A 19,522-nucleotide genomic window follows, 5' to 3' on the forward strand; every position below is an offset into this window, starting at 1 on the left:
GCCGTCAGGCGCGGTCGACCTCGGCCCGCAGCACGTTGTACTCGGCGAAGGCCGACTCGACCGCGTCGCGAGCCAGTCCGTAGCGGGACAGGTCGTAGGTGTGCTTGCGGGCGCCCTTGGGGCGGGCGACGGCCGCCGGGAGCCGGGCCGCGTCGGCCTCGGTCCACGGGGCGCCGACAGCGGCGTAGAGCTTCGGGGCGCCGGTCACGGGATCCGAGCCCAGCCAGGAGTAGGGGGCGTCCACCAGCTGCTGCGCCGGGATGGCGGCCCGGGCAGCGAGACCGCGCGTCATGGCCCGGCTCAGCAGGCCCAGCCAGGTGGCGCCGATGCCGGCCAGGTCGACGGGGCGGGTGCTGACGGCCATGCCGTGCTCGATCAGGGAGCAGAAGGACGCCACGACGGTCACCGGGTCGCGGTGGCACCACACGATCGTCGCGTCGGGGAAGACCGTCAGCAGCGCGTCCAGGTTCTCCAGGTGCATGGGGGACTTCAGCATCCACCGCCGCCGCGGACGGCCGTACTGGAGCACCTGGTAGACCTGCTTGAGGTACCGGTAGTCGGCGACGAAGTCGCGCTCGCAGTGCCAGGCCAGATACTCGGGGATCCGGGCCTGGGAGAACGGCATCAGGGCGTGCGGCAGCGCGAACGTGCACTCCTCGGGGCCCTCGGCGGCCATCGCGTGGATGTCGCGGAAGCGCGGCGCGAACAGGTCGGTGCCCTGCACCATCCGGCGCCCGGCCGTGACGGCCCTGCGCCGCTGCCGGGGCGGCAGCTCCAGGTCGGGCGCGAGCAGTTCCCACAGCAGCGGGCAGCGGTGCTCGTCGGAGACCGCCAGCACCGAGTGCGTGACGGTGGTCGCGGTGCGGGGCAGCCCCACCACGAACACCGGCCTCTCGATGGGCTCCCGTTCGATCTCCGGATGTTCGGCGATCAGCCGCCGCACCCGCGCCCGGTTGGCGAGATGCCGCCGGACGTGCCCCTGCGCGGCCTGCCAGCCGACCGGGGTGAGGTGCTCGGCCTTCGCCCACCAGCCCAGCAGGGCCCGGAAGTCGTCGACGAACTCCCGGTCTCCCGGCGCCTCCCCGGCCTCCACCACGATGCGGTCGAAGATCCGGCCGGGGTCCCGACGGGAGCCGAAGGCGGGCCGCAGTGCCAGGTCGGCGAGGGCGAGGGCGAGCGGAGACGAGGACACGCGGGAAACCTACCCTCTTGAACTTGCCTTCAGTGGACGGAAGTTGGCCGATCAGGTGAAAGGGGGTGGCCGGAAGACCTCCATCGGTCCGGCCACCCCCTTCGACGCGGCTACTCCGCTACAGGCAGTCGCGCCCCGTCCCGCAGGAACAGCGGGATACGGTCCAGCGGGGCGTCGACCGTCACGGCCCGGCCGCCCTCGTACGTCTCACCCGTCCACGCGTCCGTCCAGGTGGCCCCCGCCGGCAGGTACGCCGTGCGGGCGGTGGCGCCGGCCGTCAGCACCGGCGCGACCAGCAGGTCGGGGCCGAACAGGTAGGAGTCGTCGACCGACCAGGTCGCCTGGTCGTCCGGGAACTCCAGGAACAGCGGGCGCATCACCGGCAGGCCCTCCTCGTGCGCCGCCCGCATGACGTCCAGCACATACGGCTTCAGCCGCTCGCGCAGCCGCAGGTACCGCTCCAGGATCGCCCCGGCCTCCTCGCCGTACGACCACACCTCGTTCGGGCCGCCCGTCATCTCCGGGCCCAGGGGCATGCCCGGGTCGCGGAAGCCGTGCAGCCGCATCAGCGGGGACAGCGTGCCGAACTGGAACCAGCGGACCATCACCTCCCGGTACGCCGGGTCGTCCGGGTCGCCGCCGTGGAAGCCGCCGATGTCGGTGTTCCACCACGGGATGCCCGACAGGGCCGTGTTCAGACCGGCCGCGATCTGACGGCGCAGGGTCGGGAAGTCGGTGCCGATGTCACCGGACCACAGGGCGGCGCCGTAGCGCTGACTGCCCGCCCAGGCCGAGCGGTTGAGGGTGACGATCTCCTCCTCGCCGGTGGCGAGGAGGCCCTCGTAGAACGTGCGGGCGTTCTCCGCCGGGTAGGCGTTGCCGACCTCCAGGCCGGGGCCCGTCCAGTAGCGCAGGTTCTCCTGGAAGCCGGGCTTCAGCTCCGGCTCGCAGGCGTCCAGCCAGAACGCCGTGATGCCGTACGGGTCGAGGTAGTTCTCCTTCACCCTCGACCACACGAACTCCCGTGCCTCCGGGTTGGTGGCGTCGTAGAAGGACACCTGGACCGTGGAGGCGACCTCCTTGTCCGGCCAGTCGGCGTGCGCCATCGGCCCGTACTGGGTGCCGATGAACCAGCCGCGTTGCTCCAGGACCGGGTGGTTCTCGCTCAGCGGCGACACCGACGGCCAGACGCTGACCACCAGCTTGATGCCGAGCTCCTCCAGTTCCCGCACCATCGCCGCCGGGTCCGGCCACTCCTTCGGGTCGAACTTCCAGTCGCCGAGGTGCGTCCAGTGGAAGAAGTCGCAGACGATCGCCGAGATGGGCAGGCCCCGCCGCTTGTACTCGCGGGCCACCGCCATGAGTTCGTCCTGGGTGCGGTAGCGCAGCTTGCACTGCCAGAAGCCCGCCGCCCACTCGGGCAGCATCGGACTGCGGCCGGTCACCGCGGTGTAGCGGCGCTGGCCGTCGGCCGGGTCCCCGGCGGTGATCCAGTAGTCGATCTGCCGTGCCGAGTCGGCGACCCACCGGGTGCCGTTGTGCGCCAGCTCCACGCGGCCGATCGCCGGGTTGTTCCACAGCAGGGTGTAACCACGGCTGGAGGTGAGCACCGGGATGCCGACCTCGGCGTTGCGCTGGACCAGGTCCAGCACCAGGCCCTTCTGGTCGAGACGCCCGTGCTGGTGCTGGCCGAGGCCGTACAGCTTCTCGTCGTCGTAGGCGGCGAAACGCTGCTCCAGGCGGTGGTGCCCGTTGCCGACGGCCGTGTAGAGGCGGGAGCCGGGCCACCAGAAGTGGGCGCGGTCCTCGGCGAGGATCTCGGCGGAGTCCTCCGTCCGCAGGAAGCGGATCAGGCCCTCTCCGTTCACCTCGACGGTGAGCGCGCCGACGGTCAGCTGCCCGCGCCCGTCCTCGATCTTCACCGTCGACGGCGTGGCGGGAGCCTCGTCGAGCAGCGCGCCCGGGAGTCCTTCGAGGACCGGGCCGCCGAGCCGGGCCCGCACCCGGACCGCGTCCGGGCCCCACGGTTCGATCCGGACGGTCTCCTGGCGACCGCTCCACTCCAGCGCGCCGTCCCGCTCGCGGAACGTGCCGACGGTGGGGGAGGACTGCGCCAGGCTCACCTGGGGCTGGATTTCAGCAGGCTGATTCACGTGGCGTGCTCCTGTGCTCCTGGAGGAGTGCAGACATGGGGGTGCCCTGAGAGGAGGGCGGTGTTCAGGAAGGGTGAGGGTGGGGGCCTACGGCCGGCTCGGCGCCGGCCCTGTGCTCCCCCGTACCGTCAGCTCGGGCGCGATCAGCACGACCTCGTCGGCGCCCCGCCCCTCGAGCTTGGCGACCAGGTGGTCCACGGCGTGCCGGCCCATCTCCTGCGCGGGAATGGCGACCGACGTGAGGCGCACCGAGGCCTGCATCGCGACCTGGTCGGGGCAGATCGCCACCACCGACACGTCCTCCGGCACGGCCCGGCCCTGCTGGCGCAGCAACGCGAGCAGCGGCTCCACCGCCGACTCGTTCTGCACGATGAGCCCCGAGGTGTCCGGGCGTTCGTCGAGGATCCGGGAGAGCGTCACCGACATCGCGTCGTACCCTCCCTCGCACGGCCGGTGCAGCAGCCGCACCCCCAGCTCCCGGGACCGGGACCGGAGCCCGTCCAGAGTGCGTTCGGCGAAGCCGGTGTGCCGCTCGTAGACGGCCGGAGCCTCCCCGATGACAGCGATGTCCTGGTGGCCCTGCTTGGCCAGGTGCTCCACGCACAGCGCGCCCGTCGCCCTGAAGTCCAGATCGACGCAGGTCAGGCCCGAGGTGTCGGCGGGCAGCCCGATCAGCACGGACGGCTGGTCCGTCGCGCGCAGCAGCGGCAGCCGTTCGTCCTCGAGCTCGACGTCCATGAGGATCATCCCGTCGGCGAGCCCGCTGCCCGCCACGCGGCGCACCGCGTCGGGGCCCTCCTCACCGGTGAGCAGCAGCACGTCGTAGCCGTGGGCGCGGGCGGAGGTCGCCACGGCGATGGCGATCTCCATCATCACGGGCACGTACATGTCCGTGCGCAGCGGGACCATCAGCGCGATGATGTTCGACTTGCTGCTGGCCAGGGCACGGGCCCCGGCGTTCGGGTGGTACCCGAGCTCGCGGATGCTCCGCTCGACCCGCTGCCGGGTGTTCGCGGAGATGGACCGCTTGCCGCTGAGGACATAGCTCACCGTGCTCGCCGAGACTCCGGCGTGCTGGGCGACCTCGGCGAGGGTGACCATCCAGCTCTCCAAGCTCTTTGTGAAGCGCTTCGACAATGCGCGTTGCTGATGAGGGTGAGTGAGGGTGGTTCGACAGTAGCTCCAGCAGGAGTGGGTGTCCATAGGTTGTCGAAGCGCTTCGATACGGATTTCCAGGAGCGCTCTCAGGTCGGGGAGCCGTCTCCGGGAGGGCACCTCGATGCAACACCGTCGTCAGGCGCGCGACAAGTGCCCGGCGCCCTCCGCCCCCTTCGGCTGAACGGACGCGCGAGGACTGGTGGGAGCGTCCGTATTCGGGTAACAACGATCCAGTAGCACTGGTCGGTAACGAAACGGTCCTCCATCTTCCTAGTTGCGGCGAGGTGCCCCTCATGTCCGCTTCCACCACCCCCTCTTCCCGTCCCGCCGTCACCGAGCGGGAGGCCCGTGAGGTGGCGGAGGCCGCCCGGGAACAGCACTGGCGCAAGCCCAGCTTCGCCAAGGAGCTGTTCCTCGGCCGCTTCCGGCTCGACCTCATCCACCCCCACCCCCTCCCTGACGACGAGGTGGCCCAGCGCGGCGAGGAGTTCCTCGCCAAGCTCCGCGACTTCGTCGAGACGAAGGTCGACGGGGCCCTCATCGAGCGTGAGGCCCGGATCCCCGACGAGGTGATCGACGGGCTGAAGGAGCTCGGCGCCTTCGGCATGAAGATCGACACCAAGTACGGCGGGCTCGGCCTCGGGCAGGTGTACTACAACAAGGCGCTCACCCTGGCCGGCTCTGCCAGCCCCGCGATCGGCGTGCTGCTCTCCGCGCACCAGTCGATCGGCGTGCCCCAGCCCCTGAAACTGTTCGGCACGCAGGAACAGCGCGAACGCTTCCTGCCGCGCTGTGCCCGCACGGACATCAGCGCCTTCCTGCTCACCGAACCCGACGTCGGCTCCGACCCGGCCCGCCTCGCCACCACGGCCATGCCCGACGGTGACGACTACGTCCTCGACGGCGTGAAGCTGTGGACCACCAACGGCGTCGTCGCCGACCTGCTCGTCGTCATGGCCCGGGTCCCGAAGAGCGAGGGCCACCGGGGCGGCATCACCGCCTTCGTCGTCGAGACGAACGCGCCGGGCGTCACCGTCGAGAACCGCAACGCCTTCATGGGGCTGCGCGGCATCGAGAACGGCGTCACCCGCTTCCACCAGGTCCGCGTCCCCGCCGCCAACCGTGTCGGCGAGGAGGGCCAGGGCCTCAAGATCGCCCTGACCACGCTCAACACCGGCCGGCTCTCCCTGCCCGCCTCCTGCGTCGCGGCCGGCAAGTGGTGCCTGAAGATCGCCCGGGAGTGGTCGGCGGCCCGCGAGCAGTGGGGCAAGCCCGTCGCGGACCACGAGGCGGTCGGCTCCAAGATCTCCTTCATCGCGGCCACCACCTTCGCCCTGGAGGCCGTGACGGACCTGGCCTCGCAGATGGCCGACGAGGACCGCAACGACATCCGCATCGAAGGCGCCCTCGCCAAGCTGTACGCCTCCGAGATGGCCTGGACGATGGCCGACGAACTCGTCCAGATCCGCGGCGGACGCGGCTTCGAGACGGCCGACTCCCTCCGTGCCCGCGGCGAGCGCGGCGTCCCCGCCGAGCAGCTCCTGCGCGACCTGCGCATCAACCGCATCTTCGAGGGCTCCACCGAGATCATGCACCTGCTGATCGCGCGCGAGGCCGTCGACGCCCACCTCTCGGTCGCCGGCGACCTCATCGACCCCGAGAAGTCCCTCGGCGACAAGGCGAAGGCGGGCGCCAACGCGGGCGTGTTCTACGCCAAGTGGCTGCCGAAACTGGTCGCGGGACCCGGCCAGCTCCCGGCCTCCTACAGCGAGTTCAAACACGAGGTGGATCTCTCCGGGCACCTGCGCTACGTCGAGCGCACCGCCCGCAAGCTCGCCCGCTCCACCTTCTACGCCATGTCCCGCTGGCAGGGCCGCATGGAGTCCAAGCAGGGCTTCCTCGGCCGGATCGTCGACATCGGCGCCGAACTGTTCGCCATGAGCGCCTCCTGTGTCCGGGCCGAACTGCTGCGCGGCCAGGGCGACCACGGCCGTGAGGCCTACCAGCTCGCCGACGTCTTCTGCCGCCAGGCCAGGATCCGCATCGAGGAGCTCTTCACCCGCCTGTGGACCAACACCGACGACCTCGACCGCAAGGTCGTCAAGGGCGTCCTGTCGGGCACGTACGAGTGGCTGGAGCAGGGCATCGTCGACCCGTCGGGCGAGGGCCCCTGGATCGCGGACGCGACACCGGGGCCGAGCCGGAAGGAGAACGTCCACCGGCCGATCCGCTGACCGAGCTCATGGGGGCGCGGCGTCGTGGAACCGCGCCCCCATGAGGGCAAGCGCCGTGGTCTCGTGCGCGTCCGTGAGGCGATGGCCGGTAACACACCCCCCGTGATAGGGATGCGCTGTCCTCACACACCGCCCTTACGGCAACAATGGAGCAATGAGCGACAGTCCAGCACCCCTCGCCGACCCGCACCTCGTCTACGACCCGGTCGCGGGCGACGGCCCGAAGGACGTGGTGATCCTCGGCTCCACCGGGTCCATCGGCACGCAGGCCATCGACCTCGTGCTGCGCAACCCCGACCGGTTCCGCGTCACCGGCCTCTCGGCCAACGGCGGCCGGGTCGCCCTCCTCGCCGAGCAGGCGTACCGGCTGCGCGTGCGCACCGTCGCGGTGGCCCGCGAGGACGTGGTACCGGCCCTGCGCGAGGCGCTCACCGCGCAGTACGGCACGAGCGAGCCGCTCCCCGAGATCCTCGCCGGGCCGGACGCCGCCACACAGCTCGCGGCCTCCGACTGCCACACCGTCCTGAACGGCATCACCGGCTCCATCGGCCTCGCCCCGACCCTGGCCGCCCTGGAGGCGGGCCGCACCCTCGCGCTCGCCAACAAGGAGTCGCTCATCGTGGGCGGCCCGCTGGTCAAGGCCCTCGCCAAGCCCGGGCAGATCATCCCGGTCGACTCCGAGCACGCCGCCCTCTTCCAGGCCGTGGCCGCCGGCACCCGCGCCGACGTCCGCAAGCTGGTGGTCACCGCCTCCGGCGGCCCGTTCCGCGGCCGTACGAAGGCCGAGCTCGCGAGCGTCACCGTCGAGGACGCCCTCGCCCACCCCACCTGGGCCATGGGCCCGGTCATCACGATCAACTCCGCGACCCTCGTCAACAAGGGCCTGGAGGTCATCGAGGCGCACCTCCTCTACGACATTCCCTTCGACCGCATTGAGGTCGTCGTGCATCCCCAGTCGTATGTCCACTCGATGGTTGAGTTCACGGATGGATCGACACTGGCCCAGGCGACCCCGCCCGACATGCGCGGGCCCATCGCCATCGGCCTCGGCTGGCCCGAGCGCGTGCCCGACGCGGCACCCACCTTCGACTGGAGCAAGGCCTCGACCTGGGAGTTCTTCCCGCTCGACAACGAGGCCTTCCCCTCAGTGAACCTCGCCCGGCACGTGGGCGAGCTCGCGGGCACCGCCCCGGCGGTGTTCAATGCGGCCAACGAGGAGTGCGTGGAGGCGTTCCGCCAGGGCGCACTGCCCTTCAACGGGATCATGGACACCGTCACCCGGGTCGTCGAGGAGCACGGCACGCCGCGTACGGGAACCTCACTCACCGTGTCGGACGTCCTCGAAGCGGAGACCTGGGCGCGGACCCGGGCCCGGCAACTGGCGGCACAGACGGCGGAGGCCCGTGCATGACGACCCTGATGTTCATCCTCGGCATAGTCCTCTTCGCGGTCGGCCTGCTGTTCTCGATCGCGTGGCACGAGCTGGGGCACCTGTCCACCGCCAAGCTCTTCGGCATCCGCGTGCCGCAGTACATGGTCGGCTTCGGCCCCACCCTCTTCTCGCGCAACAAGGGCGAGACGGAGTACGGCATCAAGGCCATTCCGTTCGGCGGCTACATCCGCATGATCGGCATGTTCCCGCCCGGCCCCGACGGCCGCATGGAAGCCCGCTCCACCTCCCCCTGGCGCGGCATGATCGAGGACGCCCGCACCGCCGCCTACGAGGAGCTCAAGCCGGGCGACGAGAACCGCATGTTCTACACGCGCGCCCCCTGGAAGCGCGTGATCGTGATGTTCGCGGGCCCCTTCATGAACCTGGTCCTGGCGGTGGCGCTGTTCCTCACCGTCCTGATGGGCTTCGGCATCACCCAGCAGACCACCACGGTCAGCTCGGTCTCCCAGTGCGTCATCGCGCAGAACGAGAACCGGGACAAGTGCGAGAAGGGCGACCCGGCCGCCCCGGCCGCCGCCGCCGGGCTCAAGGCGGGCGACAAGATCGTCTCCTTCAACGGCGTCAGGACCGACGACTGGAACAAGCTGTCCGACCTGATCCGTGCCACCCCCGGCAAGGAGGTGCCGATCGTCGTCGACCGCAAGGGCCAGGACGTCACCCTGCACGCCACGATCGCCACCAACCAGGTCGCCAAGAAGGACTCCGGTGGCCAGATCGTCGAGGGTCAGTACGTCCAGGCGGGCTTCCTCGGCTTCAGCGCGGCCACCGGCGTGGTCAAGCAGGACTTCGGCGACTCCGTGACCTGGATGGGCGACCGGATCGGGGAGGCCGTCGACTCCCTCGCCGCCCTCCCCGGCAAGGTCCCGGCCCTGTGGAACGCGGCCTTCGACGGCGCCGAACGCGAGGCCGACTCCCCGATGGGCGTGGTCGGCGCGGCCCGCGTCGGCGGCGAGATCTTCACCCTCGACATCCCGCCCACCCAGCAGCTGGCCATGGCCCTGATGCTGGTCGCCGGCTTCAACCTCTCCCTGTTCCTGTTCAACATGCTCCCGCTGCTGCCGCTCGACGGCGGCCACATCGCGGGCGCGCTGTGGGAGTCGCTGCGCCGCAACACGGCCAAGGTGCTGCGCCGGCCGGACCCGGGCCCCTTCGACGTGGCGAAGCTCATGCCGGTCGCCTATGTCGTCGCCGGGATCTTCATCTGCTTCACGATCCTGGTCCTGATCGCCGACGTGGTTAACCCGGTGAGAATTTCCTAGTCATACGGTGTTCGTGGCGGCCCGGCACGCTTTTCGCCGGGCCGCCTCCCATCGAGTGGCACGGTGGGTGGGATGTGCCCGCGCCGAGGCATGTGCCGTAATCTCGAAGCTCGGAGCCCGCTGCTCACGGGACCGGACCTTGATCCACGACTTGGGGTTGCACAGCAGATGACTGCGATTTCTCTCGGCATGCCGTCCGTTCCGACCAAGCTCGCCGAGCGCCGGAAGAGCCGCCAGATCCAGGTCGGATCCGTGGCCGTCGGCGGAGACGCCCCTGTCTCGGTGCAGTCGATGACCACGACCCGCACGTCGGACATCGGCGCGACCCTCCAGCAGATCGCCGAACTCACCGCTTCGGGCTGCCAGATCGTCCGTGTCGCCTGCCCGACCCAGGACGACGCCGACGCCCTCGCGACCATCGCCCGCAAGTCGCAGCTCCCGGTCATCGCCGACATCCACTTCCAGCCCAAGTACGTCTTCGCCGCGATCGAGGCGGGCTGCGCCGCGGTCCGCGTGAACCCGGGCAACATCAAGCAGTTCGACGACAAGGTCAAGGAGATCGCCAAGGCGGCCCGTGACCACGGCACCCCGATCCGCATCGGCGTCAACGCCGGCTCCCTCGACCGGCGCCTCCTCCAGAAGTACGGCAAGGCGACCCCCGAGGCCCTCGTCGAGTCGGCCCTGTGGGAGGCGTCCCTCTTCGAGGAGCACGACTTCCGCGACATCAAGATCTCCGTCAAGCACAACGACCCGGTCGTCATGATCGAGGCGTACAAGCAGCTCGCCGCCCAGTGCGACTACCCGCTGCACCTCGGCGTCACGGAGGCGGGCCCGGCCTTCCAGGGCACCATCAAGTCGGCCGTCGCCTTCGGCGCCCTGCTCTCCCAGGGCATCGGCGACACGATCCGCGTCTCTCTGTCGGCCCCGCCGGTCGAGGAGGTCAAGGTCGGCAACCAGATCCTGGAGTCGCTCAACCTCAAGCAGCGCGGCCTGGAGATCGTCTCCTGCCCGTCCTGCGGCCGCGCCCAGGTCGACGTCTACAAGCTGGCCGAAGAGGTCACGGCCGGCCTCACCGGCATGGAGGTCCCGCTCCGCGTCGCCGTCATGGGCTGCGTCGTCAACGGCCCCGGCGAGGCCCGCGAGGCCGACCTCGGCGTCGCCTCCGGCAACGGCAAGGGCCAGATCTTCGTCAAGGGTGAGGTCATCAAGACCGTGCCCGAGTCCAAGATCGTGGAGACCCTCATCGAAGAGGCCATGAAGCTGGCCGAGCAGATGGAACTGGACGGCGTGGCGTCGGGCGAGCCGTCGGTGGCGGTCGCGGGCTGACCGCTCGGCGACCGTCCCGGGCCGGGAGCGCACCGTCCTCCCGGCCATCTGCGCCCTCCGGGGCACTCCCGCTCACCGGCGACGGGCCCGGCGTGCGCGGCGGGCCGTCAGGGCCGCGGAGTACGTGGTGAACAGCGACACGCGCGACGCGTCCTGCCGCGCACCGCGCAGCGCCCACCGGAAGCCGAGGAACAGCAGCAGCTGCCGGAGCAGCACCGGAACCACGATCGCGGCGATCGCCAGAACGGCGACCAGCGGGGAGTCGCCCAGGGCATAGAGGACAACTGGCATCACGGAACCTCCGGGGACAGGGTCGGCATCCGACCGTCGACTGGTACGAGTGCACCGCGCGGCGGTCGCCTGTGGGCGATTCCCGGACCTCCACGACACATTCCCGGACGTCGATGAGCACGTGGCGCCCTGCTTGGATCGAGCTGGACAGTGCCCGGAACGCCTGGACACCATGGACTCCCATCCGGGATCGGAGCAGTGGGGGGACCTTGGAGACGTGGCGGGCATTCCGGGCGGACCTCGTCCGGCTCATGCGAGACGGAGGCGTCACCAAGAAGCAGCTGCTGGATGCTGCCGGGCAGGACCTGCGCGCCACCGACGGCGCGACCGTGCCGGATTTCACGTCGATCAGGCGAGCCACGCTCTACGCCCGTCTGAAGGACAGTGACGACAGGGTCGGAAACGGGAACTGGGACGACATCGGCAACCTGCTCCGTTGCATAGCCCACCTGGCCGCTCGGAACGGTCGCCCCGTCCAGGTCGACCACAGGGACTGGCAGGAACGCTGGCAGCGGCTGGAAGACCTGCGTCCGCCGCGAAGGCACCGGGACAGGGAACTCACGCCTGTGCTGGCCTCGGACAACTGGATGGGCGACTGGGACGGAGCGGCCGACGCGGTCTTCGCGCATTGCTCGGCCCGGGAGTTCACCGTCTGGCCTCCTGGCCAGACACGGCTCGACTCCTTGTCCCAGGCAGTCGCCCGGCTCGGGGCGGCCCATGAACCCGAACTGGCCCGGGACGCCGCGCGACGGCTCGTCCACGGTGCGACGACGCAGTGCGGCCAGACCAGCCCCCAGACGTTGGCGGCCCGGCACGCCTTCGCCTTCTGGACCGGCCAGGCCGGGCGCGTTCCGGAGGCCCTGCGGCTGACCACGCGTCTGCGGGCAGCATGCCAGGAACACCTCGGCGCGGATCACGCCCTGAGCCGCCTGGCCTGTCTGCGCGAGGCATGGTGGACCGGCGCGATGGGGCACTGGCACGAGGCCAACCGGCTCTACATCGAAGCAGCCCGCTTCGAAGCCTCCCGCCCGGACCGCGACCAGGCGATCTGGCTCCTCGCGCGCTGGGGCATGGCACGTACCAGTGGGCGTTCGGGCAACTGGATCCACGCGTACGCCGAGCTGGACGAACTCCTGCCGGTGGTGTCCGACACCTTCGGGCCGGACCATCCGGCGGCACTCGACGCGTCCTACGCCCATGGCTGGTCCGCCGGACGGGCGGGCCACCTGGAGGAGGCCTGCGGCCTGCTCGACGAGCTTGCCGACCGTGCGGACACCGCACTCGGGCCCGGCCACCCCACCAGTCTTCGCATCCGCATCGCCCTGGCTTGGTGGACCATGCGCAGCGGATCCCCCGCTCAGGCACTGCTGATGGCCACTGCCCTGCGTGAGCGCTGCGAGTCGCTTCTCGGGCCGGACCATCCACTCGGCGTCAACGCGACCGAGGTCGAGGCCCTGTGCCGGTTCGAGGAGGATCAGGAAGCGTCCCTCGTTCTCTTCGCGGGTATCCTGCGGCGCCGGCAGGAGCACTACGGCCCGGAGCACCCGTACACACTGGCGGCGGCGTCCAATCACGCGGCGGTTCTCGGGGGCGTCGAGGGGCCGGCAGCCGTAGTGGAGGTGTTCGCGGACCTGGCCGAGCAATCCGCTCGCGTCCTGGGAAGCGAGCATCCCGAGACGCTCCGTGCGCGAATGAACCAGGTCATCGCCACTTTCGCGGCTCAGGGCGCAAAGGCGGCCCGGCCACTGTGCCGCAGTGTCGTCGGCTCGCTTCAGAAGACGCTCGGCATGGGCCATCCCGATCACATTCGGGCCTGGAACCTCCTCAACGACATCGAGGCCCACGACGAGCGGAGCCCTTCGAAGCTGACACAGCCGGGATACATCACTCACGCCGGTGGCGGCGAAGGCGGTGGTGCCAGTGACCGTGCTCTCAAATGCAACATCACTCCGCTCGGCTGGCCCTCCAGCGCGGCGATGGGCCCGGCCCCCGACGTGCAAGACGGCCGCCCTCCGGAAGACGGGTTCGCGATCCTCCGCGCGGTCGTTTCCATGCCGGTCAGCACCTGGAGCTACCGCGACGAAGAGGACGTACGCCACCTCGGCCCCATGGCCCAGGACTGGTACGCGGCGCTCGGTCTGGGGGCCGACGACCGGACCATCCACCCCATCGACGTCAACGGGGTCTCCGTCGTCGCCGTACAGGCGCTGTACCGGATGGTGCGCGACCTCCAGGACGAGGTGGGCGAGCTCAGGAGGCGTCTCGGCGACTGATCGCCCCGGCCCCGCCGGCCCCGCCGGCCGCCCGCCGGTGACCGGACCGACGGCGGGCGGCAGTCCCCAGCTCCGCCAGGTACAGTGCGGGGAATCAGCCGCCCCCAGTGTGTGAGGCCCCCGCACGTGTTGACGCAGACGACCTCACGGGTCCTCGAACCGAGCGACCTGGACGCCGCGCTCGCCGTCCTCGACCGCGACCCGGTCGCGAACGCCTTCGTGACGTCCCGCGTGCAGATCGCCGGACTCGACCCGTGGCGGCTCGGCGGCGAGATGTGGGGCTGGTACGAGGACGGCATCCTCACGTCCCTCTGCTACGCCGGCGCCAACCTGGTCCCGATCTGCGCCGGCCCGCGCGCCGTCCGCGCCTTCGCCGACCGCGCACGCCGGGCCGGCCGCCGCTGCTCCTCCATCGTCGGCCCCTCCGGCGCCGCCTCCGACCTGTGGCGGCTGCTCGAACCCCACTGGGGCCCGGCCCGCGAGGTCCGCCGCCACCAACCCCTCATGGTGGCCGACCGCCTGCCGGCCGACATCACCCCGGACCCGTACGTCCGCCGCGTCCGCAAGGACGAGATGGAAACGATCATGCCGGCCTGCGTGGCGATGTTCACCGAGGAGGTCGGCGTCTCCCCGCTGGCCGGCGACGGCGGCCTGCTCTACCAGGCCCGCGTCGCCGAACTCGTCGGCTCCGGCCGCGCCTTCGCCCGCTTCGGCTCCGACGGCAAGGTCGTCTTCAAGGCCGAGATCGGCGCCGCGACGCACCGCGCCTGCCAGATCCAGGGCGTGTGGGTGGCCCCCGAACACCGGGGCACCGGCCTGGCGGCCCCCGGCATGGCGGCCGTACTGCGCTACGCCCTCGCCGACGTCGCCCCCGTCGCCAGCCTCTACGTCAACGACTTCAACACGGCGGCCCGCAGGACCTATCGACGCGTGGGCTTCCAGGAGGTCGGCGCCTTCATGAGCGTGCTGTTCTGAAGGCGCCCCAAGGGGCGCGGGGAACTGCGCGATCAGCCACATCCAACCCGCACCAGGCGATGAACGGGAACCCCCCTGTAGGCTCCCCGCCATGGACCTGGTGATCGGCTCCCTCGACCTCTCCGCCCACGTCGACGAGGCCCTGGCCGTCCAAGCCGTGGCCTTCGGTCTCGGCCCCGACGAAGTCGCCGTCCGCCGCCAGATCGTCCTCCGCCACATGACCTACCCGGGCGCCCGCGCCCTCGGCGCGACAGCCGGCGGCAACCTGGTCGGGTTCGTCTACGGCATGCCCAACGACCGCACTCACTGGTGGTCCACCGTCGTGGAGCCGTACCTCAGGGCGAACGGCCACGACCACTGGCTCGACGACTCCTTCGTGATCACCGAACTGCACGTCCACCCCGCGTACCAGAACCGAGGCCTCGGACGCTCCCTGATCACCACGATCACCGACGGCGCCGCCGAACCCCGCTCGATCCTCTCCGCGATCGACACCGACAGCCCGGCCCGCGCCCTCTACCGCTCCCTCGGCTACCGGGACCTCGCCCGCCAGGTCCTCTTCCCCAGCGCGCCCAAGCCGTACGCCGTGATGGGCGCCCCCCTGCCCCTGCGCCGCAGATAACGGATTACCACCGCCGCGCACCCCCCGGATAACCTCCTGCCATCACCTACACGCAGCAGGAGCAGAGGAACCATGGCGAACGCACCGGTCCAGCGCATGTCCCAGTTGTTGGCGAAGACGTTGCGCGACGACCCGGCCGACGCCGAGGTCCTCAGCCACAAGCTCCTCGTCCGCGCCGGCTACGTACGCCGCACCGCCGCCGGCATCTGGAGCTGGCTGCCCCTCGGCAAGAAGGTACTGGCCAACGTCGAGCGGATCGTCCGTGAGGAGATGGACGCCGTCGGCGCCCAGGAGGTCCTGCTCCCCGCCATCCTGCCCCGCGAGCCCTACGAGGCCACCGGCCGCTGGGAGGAGTACGGCCCCGAGCTGTTCCGCCTCCAGGACCGCAAGGGCGGCGACTATCTCCTCGGCCCCACCCATGAGGAGATCTTCACCCTCCTGGTGAAGGACCAGGCGTCCTCCTACAAGGACCTGCCGGTCATCCTCTACCAGATCCAGAACAAGTACCGCGACGAGGCCCGGCCCCGCGCCGGCATCCTGCGCGGCCGCGAGTTCCTGATGAAGGACTCCTACTCCTTCGACACCGAGGACGAGGGCCTCGCCCGGTCCTACGCCCTGCACCGCGAGGCCTACCAGAAGATCTTCGCGCGCCTCGGCCTCGACTACCGCATCTGCGCGGCGACGGCCGGCGCCATGGGCGGCTCCAAGTCCGAGGAGTTCCTGGCCCCGGCCGAGGCCGGCGAGGACACCTTCGCCGACTGCCCGAACTGCGACTTCGCCGCCAACACCGAGGCGATCACGTACGAGTTGAAGCCCGTCGACGCCTCGGACGTCCCGGCCGCCGAGGACATCCCGACCCCCGACACCCCGACCATCGAGACCCTCGCCGCCTCCCTCGGCGTCCCGGCCTCGGCCACGCTGAAGAACCTCCTCGTGAAGGTCGACGGCGAGATCGTCGCCGTCGGTGTCCCCGGCGACCGGGAGGTCGACCTGGACAAGGTCGAGGCGCACTTCGCCCCGGCCGCCGTCGAGCTGGTCACCGAGACGGACTTCGCGGCCCGCCCCGACCTGGTCCGCGGCTACGTCGGACCGCAGGGCCTCGACAAGGTCACCTACCTCGCCGACCCGCGGGTCGCTCCGGGCACGGCCTGGATCACCGGCGCCAACAAGGCCGGCACGCACACGAAGAACGTCGTGGCGGGGCGTGACTTCGAGGTCGACCAGTACGTCGACGTCGTGGTCGTGCAGGAGGGCGACCCCTGCCCGAAGTGCGGCACGGGCCTCGTCCTCGACCGCGCCATCGAGATCGGCCACATCTTCCAGCTGGGCCGCAAGTACGCCGACGCCCTCAAGCTCGACGTCCTCGGCCAGAACGGCAAGCCGGTCCGCGTCACCATGGGTTCCTACGGCATCGGCGTCTCCCGCGCGGTGGCCGCCCTGGCCGAGCAGAGCGCCGACGACAAGGGTCTGTGCTGGCCCGCCGAGGTCGCCCCGGCCGACGTCCACGTGGTCGCCGCCGGCAAGGCCCTCCAGACCGAACTGGCCCTCGACATCTCCGCGAAGCTGGCCGCGGCCGGTGTCCGCGTCCTGGTCGACGACCGCCCCGGCGTCTCCCCGGGCGTCAAGTTCACGGACTCCGAGCTGATCGGCGTACCGCAGATCCTGGTGGCCGGCCGGCGCGCGGCCGACGGCGTGGTGGAACTGAAGGACCGCCGCACCGGCGAGCGCGAGGAACTCACGGTAGAGGAAGCCGTCGCCCGTCTGACGGCGTAGCACCGAGCAGGCCGGGCGGGCCGGCCGAGCCAGTCCGCCCGGTGCCCCAAGGCAGGGGGTGGACCGGCCGTCCGGGCCGCAGCCCCGGTCTCTCAGCCCCGCGCCCTACAGCCAGCCCGCGAACTCCAGCAGTACCTCGGCGTCCCGCGGCCGTCCGACCCGCCGCGCCCGCACGCCCGACTCCACGGCCCGGAACAGCGTCCAGCCCCGCAGCCGCTCCTGGTCCACGTCCAGGGACTCGGCGAGCCGCTTCACCCGGCGCCGGGTCGTGGCCGCGCCGGACGGCTGGGCGATCAGGTCCTCCACCCGGTCCCGGACCAGCCGGGCCAGATCGAAGGCACACTCGCCGACCACCGGGTCGGGCCCGACGGCCAGCCACGGCATCCGCTCCCCGCCGAGCACCTTGCTCTGCCGGAACGTGCCGTGCAGCAGCCGGTGCTCGGGCGGCGCGGCCAGCAGCTCTTCGCGCGCCGCGAGCGCCAGGCCGACCAGCGGGGCCACCTCCGGATCGGCCTGTGCCCGTGCCCGCATCGCGTCGGCCTGCCGGCCGGTGCGCTCGGCCACGGTCTCGAAGGGGAATCCGGCGGGCGGCTCGACCCACAGCCGCCGCAGCGTCCCCGCCGCCTCCAGCAGCGCCTTCGCCTCCGGCAGTGACCGCACCGAAACGTCCGGATGCAGCCGCTCCAGCAGCAGCACGCCCGCCGCGGACGGGGGTACCTCGCTGCCCGAGCCAAGCCCGGAGCCCGGGGGAGGTTCGAACAGCTGCACGGCACCCCGCCCGGCCCAGTGCGCCAGCGCGGCCCGCTCCGCTTCCGGGCGGGCCCGGCCCGGCGCCAGCTTCAGCACGGCGGGCGTCCCGTCGGCCGCCCGCACCAGCACGACCAGGCTGCTGCGCCCGCCGGGCACCTGCACCCGCTCCACGGTCAACTCGCGTAGCGCGACGGCCTGCTGCGCCGCCTCGGGCAGCTTTTCCAGCCAGTCGTCACCGTCCGGTGCCGTCTCACCGAGCGCCCTGACCAGACGCTTCGGCGGTTCGAAAACCATGCGCGAGTCGTTCCCTTCGTGCTGTCCGCGGTGCGCGCCCTGCGCGGGTCACGCCGTCGGCGCCGCCGAGGGCGGGACCGTGCCGGCCCGCTCGGCGAGCCCAGGGAAGGCTACGCTCTCGCCGCGCCAGCGCACCGCCCGCACCGCCGCCTCCCGCAGCGCCTCGGCGGCCAGGGCCCGCCGCCCGCCGCCCGCCGCGCGCACCAGGTCGGCGTACACCCCGGCCACCCGGTCCTCCAGCTCGGCGGCGAGCCGCACGGCCGCCGCCGAGTCCGGCACCTGGAAGGGCAGCGCGTAACCGGCGGAGGCGGCCACCGGCCGGCCCCCCAGGTCCTTCACCTCGCGCACCAGCGCATCCCTGCGCGCCCGGTGCGCGTCGTACGCCGTGAGTGCCTCGGCGCGCTGCCCGTCGCCGATCCTCCCGCCGACGACGCCGTACCCGTACACCGCCGCGTGCTCGGCCGCCAGTGCCGCCTGCAGGGCCCGCAGCTCCCGGTCCTTCTCCTCGCTCACGCGTCCCCCTCCGTCAGCAGATACACGTGCGCCGCCCCGGCCGCCGCCACCGACGCCAGCAGCCGGGCCAACTCGCCCGGCACCCCGCCCAGCGCCTTGGTCCGCCGGTCGGCGAGCTCCTTCTCCGCCGCGGCGAGCCCGGCGAGGGCGTCCTTGTCGTTCCCCGGTACAGCCACGGACGGGGAGGGCGAGGCGGCGGAGGACGCCGATGCCGAAGGGGACGCGGAAGGCGATGCCTTCCGGCCACCGCCGAAGGCCTTCGCGTGCCGTACGACCTCCTCGCGCAGCGGCCGCAGCCGCCCCGCGAGTCCCGGCCGGGCGGCGATCACCGCGTCGTAGCGCTCCGCCAGCCCCTCGCTGTCCCGGGCCGCACGCGCGCGTGCCCGGTCGGCGGCCGCCGAACCGTCGGCCGGGCCGCCGGAATCCGCGCCGGTGCAGCCCGTCAGGGCGAGGGCCGCCGGGGCGACGGCGAGCAGACTCCTTCTGCGCGGCCCCGAGCGGGCACGCGGCGATGGGGGGAACGGCACGTCAGACGTCCTCGGGGCTCGTTTCGAGAAACATGCGAGAGATGTACGAGAGAGAAGGGACCGCTAGGGCTGCACGCCCGTGATCACGGTACCCGGGCCCTCGCCCGGCATCACTCAGCGGCACCGTTCGTGACCGGGTGGACGGCAACACTCCCCACGACCGGATACCCTTTGACCAGACACGCGACCCATCCCACAACAGCACACGCGGCCGAGGAGTCACCCGGATGAGCACCACCCAGAGCGAGAGGCTGCGAGAGCTACTGGAACCGCTCGTCAGCTCCCAGGGCCTGGATCTCGAAGAGATCGAAGTGGACTCCGTCGGCCGCAAGCGTGTGCTGCGCGTCGTCGTCGACTCGGACACGGGCGCCGACCTGGACCAGATCGCCGATGTGAGCCGCGCGCTCTCGGCGAAGCTCGACGAGACGGACGCGATGGGCGAGGGCGAGTACACCCTCGAGGTCGGGACCCCGGGCGCGGAGCGCCCCCTCACGGAACACCGGCACTACGTCCGCGCCACGGACCGGCTGGTCAAGTTCCAGCTGGCCGAGGGCGGCGAGCTCGTCGCACGGATCCTGAAGGTCGACGACGAGGGTGTCGACACCGAGGTGCCCGGGGTGAAGGGCCGCAAGGCCACCGCGCGCAGACTCGCCTTCGACGACATCGTCCGGGCGCGTGTCCAGGTCGAGTTCAGCCGCAAGGACAACAAGAAGGAAGAGGAGGCGTAGC

The 19,522-nt window shown here is 71.4% G+C and carries 16 protein-coding genes; 9 read left to right on the forward strand and 7 right to left on the reverse strand.

What is annotated here, in order from left to right:
* Positions 1-4 precede the first annotated feature (4 nt).
* The 3 genes from IO24_RS0122975 to IO24_RS0122985 all read right to left on the reverse strand — a co-directional run bounded on the left by IO24_RS0122975 (position 5) and on the right by IO24_RS0122985 (position 4,446).
* The gene (locus IO24_RS0122975) at positions 5-1,192 is read right to left on the reverse strand and encodes a sulfotransferase family protein (protein ID WP_031138298.1); all 1,188 of its coding nucleotides are present in this window, start codon (positions 1,190-1,192) and stop codon (positions 5-7) included.
* Between the two features lie 110 nt (positions 1,193-1,302).
* Positions 1,303-3,345 carry a glycoside hydrolase family 31 protein gene (locus IO24_RS0122980; RefSeq protein ID WP_031138299.1) on the reverse strand — a complete coding sequence of 681 codons (2,043 nt, stop codon included), beginning with the start codon at positions 3,343-3,345 and terminating at the stop codon, positions 1,303-1,305.
* 87 nt (positions 3,346-3,432) lie between these two features.
* Complete coding sequence (locus IO24_RS0122985) at positions 3,433-4,446, reverse strand: LacI family DNA-binding transcriptional regulator (protein ID WP_031138300.1); 1,014 nt, start codon at positions 4,444-4,446, stop codon at positions 3,433-3,435.
* A 350-nt stretch (positions 4,447-4,796) separates the two neighbouring features.
* Here IO24_RS0122985 and IO24_RS0122990 point away from each other — a divergent pair, with 350 nt between their 5' ends.
* The 4 genes from IO24_RS0122990 (at position 4,797) to ispG (ending at position 10,775) form a co-directional block, all read left to right on the forward strand.
* Positions 4,797-6,737, forward strand: a complete 1,941-nt coding sequence (locus IO24_RS0122990; protein ID WP_031138301.1) for an acyl-CoA dehydrogenase family protein — start codon at positions 4,797-4,799, stop codon at positions 6,735-6,737.
* A gap of 154 nt (positions 6,738-6,891) precedes the next feature.
* Positions 6,892-8,148 (forward strand): 1-deoxy-D-xylulose-5-phosphate reductoisomerase, encoded by a 1,257-nt coding sequence (gene dxr / locus IO24_RS0122995; RefSeq protein WP_031138302.1) that lies wholly within the window; start codon positions 6,892-6,894, stop codon positions 8,146-8,148.
* A gap of 8 nt (positions 8,149-8,156) precedes the next feature.
* Positions 8,157-9,449, forward strand: a complete 1,293-nt coding sequence (locus IO24_RS0123000; protein ID WP_107063001.1) for a M50 family metallopeptidase — start codon at positions 8,157-8,159, stop codon at positions 9,447-9,449.
* 168 nt (positions 9,450-9,617) lie between these two features.
* Positions 9,618-10,775: a flavodoxin-dependent (E)-4-hydroxy-3-methylbut-2-enyl-diphosphate synthase gene (ispG, locus tag IO24_RS0123005; RefSeq protein ID WP_031138304.1), complete on the forward strand. Its 1,158-nt coding sequence runs from the start codon at positions 9,618-9,620 to the stop codon at positions 10,773-10,775.
* A gap of 72 nt (positions 10,776-10,847) precedes the next feature.
* Here the strand turns inward: ispG and IO24_RS0123010 are convergent, their stop codons facing one another.
* The gene (locus tag IO24_RS0123010) at positions 10,848-11,066 is read right to left on the reverse strand and encodes a hypothetical protein (protein WP_031138305.1); all 219 of its coding nucleotides are present in this window, start codon (positions 11,064-11,066) and stop codon (positions 10,848-10,850) included.
* Between the two features lie 251 nt (positions 11,067-11,317).
* Between IO24_RS0123010 and IO24_RS0123015 the strand changes: the two genes are divergently transcribed.
* The 4 genes from IO24_RS0123015 to IO24_RS0123030 all read left to right on the forward strand — a co-directional run bounded on the left by IO24_RS0123015 (position 11,318) and on the right by IO24_RS0123030 (position 16,709).
* Positions 11,318-13,339: a tail fiber domain-containing protein gene (locus IO24_RS0123015; protein WP_157851284.1), complete on the forward strand. Its 2,022-nt coding sequence runs from the start codon at positions 11,318-11,320 to the stop codon at positions 13,337-13,339.
* A gap of 126 nt (positions 13,340-13,465) precedes the next feature.
* On the forward strand, positions 13,466-14,314 hold the full coding sequence (locus IO24_RS0123020) for a GNAT family N-acetyltransferase (RefSeq protein WP_031138309.1): 849 nt from the start codon (positions 13,466-13,468) through the stop codon (positions 14,312-14,314).
* Between the two features lie 91 nt (positions 14,315-14,405).
* On the forward strand, positions 14,406-14,936 hold the full coding sequence (locus IO24_RS0123025) for a GNAT family N-acetyltransferase (RefSeq protein ID WP_031138311.1): 531 nt from the start codon (positions 14,406-14,408) through the stop codon (positions 14,934-14,936).
* 72 nt (positions 14,937-15,008) lie between these two features.
* Positions 15,009-16,709, forward strand: a complete 1,701-nt coding sequence (locus IO24_RS0123030) for a proline--tRNA ligase (RefSeq protein WP_031138313.1) — start codon at positions 15,009-15,011, stop codon at positions 16,707-16,709.
* 105 nt (positions 16,710-16,814) lie between these two features.
* Here the strand turns inward: IO24_RS0123030 and IO24_RS0123035 are convergent, their stop codons facing one another.
* The 3 genes from IO24_RS0123035 to IO24_RS0123045 are packed head-to-tail and all read right to left on the reverse strand — an operon-like array spanning position 16,815 to position 18,793.
* Entirely contained in the window at positions 16,815-17,753 is a 939-nt protein-coding gene (locus tag IO24_RS0123035) for an aminoglycoside phosphotransferase family protein (RefSeq protein WP_031138315.1), read from the reverse strand.
* 48 nt (positions 17,754-17,801) lie between these two features.
* Entirely contained in the window at positions 17,802-18,266 is a 465-nt protein-coding gene (locus tag IO24_RS0123040; RefSeq protein WP_031138317.1) for a ferritin-like domain-containing protein, read from the reverse strand.
* Positions 18,263-18,793 carry a hypothetical protein gene (locus tag IO24_RS0123045; RefSeq protein ID WP_031138319.1) on the reverse strand — a complete coding sequence of 177 codons (531 nt, stop codon included), beginning with the start codon at positions 18,791-18,793 and terminating at the stop codon, positions 18,263-18,265. The genes IO24_RS0123040 and IO24_RS0123045 overlap by 4 nt, the downstream gene beginning before the upstream one ends.
* A 227-nt stretch (positions 18,794-19,020) precedes the next feature.
* Between IO24_RS0123045 and rimP the strand changes: the two genes are divergently transcribed.
* Entirely contained in the window at positions 19,021-19,521 is a 501-nt protein-coding gene (gene rimP / locus IO24_RS0123050; RefSeq protein WP_031138321.1) for a ribosome maturation factor RimP, read from the forward strand.
* The last annotated feature ends 1 nt before the right edge of the window (position 19,522 follow it).

This window comes from Streptomyces flavovariabilis, from assembly GCF_000725785.1.
In the GTDB taxonomy this organism is placed as follows: domain Bacteria; phylum Actinomycetota; class Actinomycetes; order Streptomycetales; family Streptomycetaceae; genus Streptomyces; species Streptomyces hawaiiensis.

Excerpts from the sequence above, each read along its gene's own strand:
- rimP (WP_031138321.1), top strand. The coding sequence starts at position 19,021 with ATGAGCACCACCCAGAGCGAGAGGCTGCGAGAGCTACTGGAACCGCTC.
- IO24_RS0123035 (WP_031138315.1), bottom strand. The coding sequence starts at position 17,753 with ATGGTTTTCGAACCGCCGAAGCGTCTGGTCAGGGCGCTCGGTGAGACG.
- IO24_RS0123025 (WP_031138311.1), top strand. The coding sequence starts at position 14,406 with ATGGACCTGGTGATCGGCTCCCTCGACCTCTCCGCCCACGTCGACGAG.
- IO24_RS0123010 (WP_031138305.1), bottom strand. The coding sequence starts at position 11,066 with ATGCCAGTTGTCCTCTATGCCCTGGGCGACTCCCCGCTGGTCGCCGTT.
- IO24_RS0123015 (WP_157851284.1), top strand. The coding sequence starts at position 11,318 with ATGCGAGACGGAGGCGTCACCAAGAAGCAGCTGCTGGATGCTGCCGGG.
- IO24_RS0122985 (WP_031138300.1), bottom strand. The coding sequence starts at position 4,446 with ATGGTCACCCTCGCCGAGGTCGCCCAGCACGCCGGAGTCTCGGCGAGC.
- IO24_RS0123030 (WP_031138313.1), top strand. The coding sequence starts at position 15,009 with ATGGCGAACGCACCGGTCCAGCGCATGTCCCAGTTGTTGGCGAAGACG.
- IO24_RS0123000 (WP_107063001.1), top strand. The coding sequence starts at position 8,157 with ATGTTCATCCTCGGCATAGTCCTCTTCGCGGTCGGCCTGCTGTTCTCG.
- dxr (WP_031138302.1), top strand. The coding sequence starts at position 6,892 with ATGAGCGACAGTCCAGCACCCCTCGCCGACCCGCACCTCGTCTACGAC.
- ispG (WP_031138304.1), top strand. The coding sequence starts at position 9,618 with ATGACTGCGATTTCTCTCGGCATGCCGTCCGTTCCGACCAAGCTCGCC.
- IO24_RS0122990 (WP_031138301.1), top strand. The coding sequence starts at position 4,797 with ATGTCCGCTTCCACCACCCCCTCTTCCCGTCCCGCCGTCACCGAGCGG.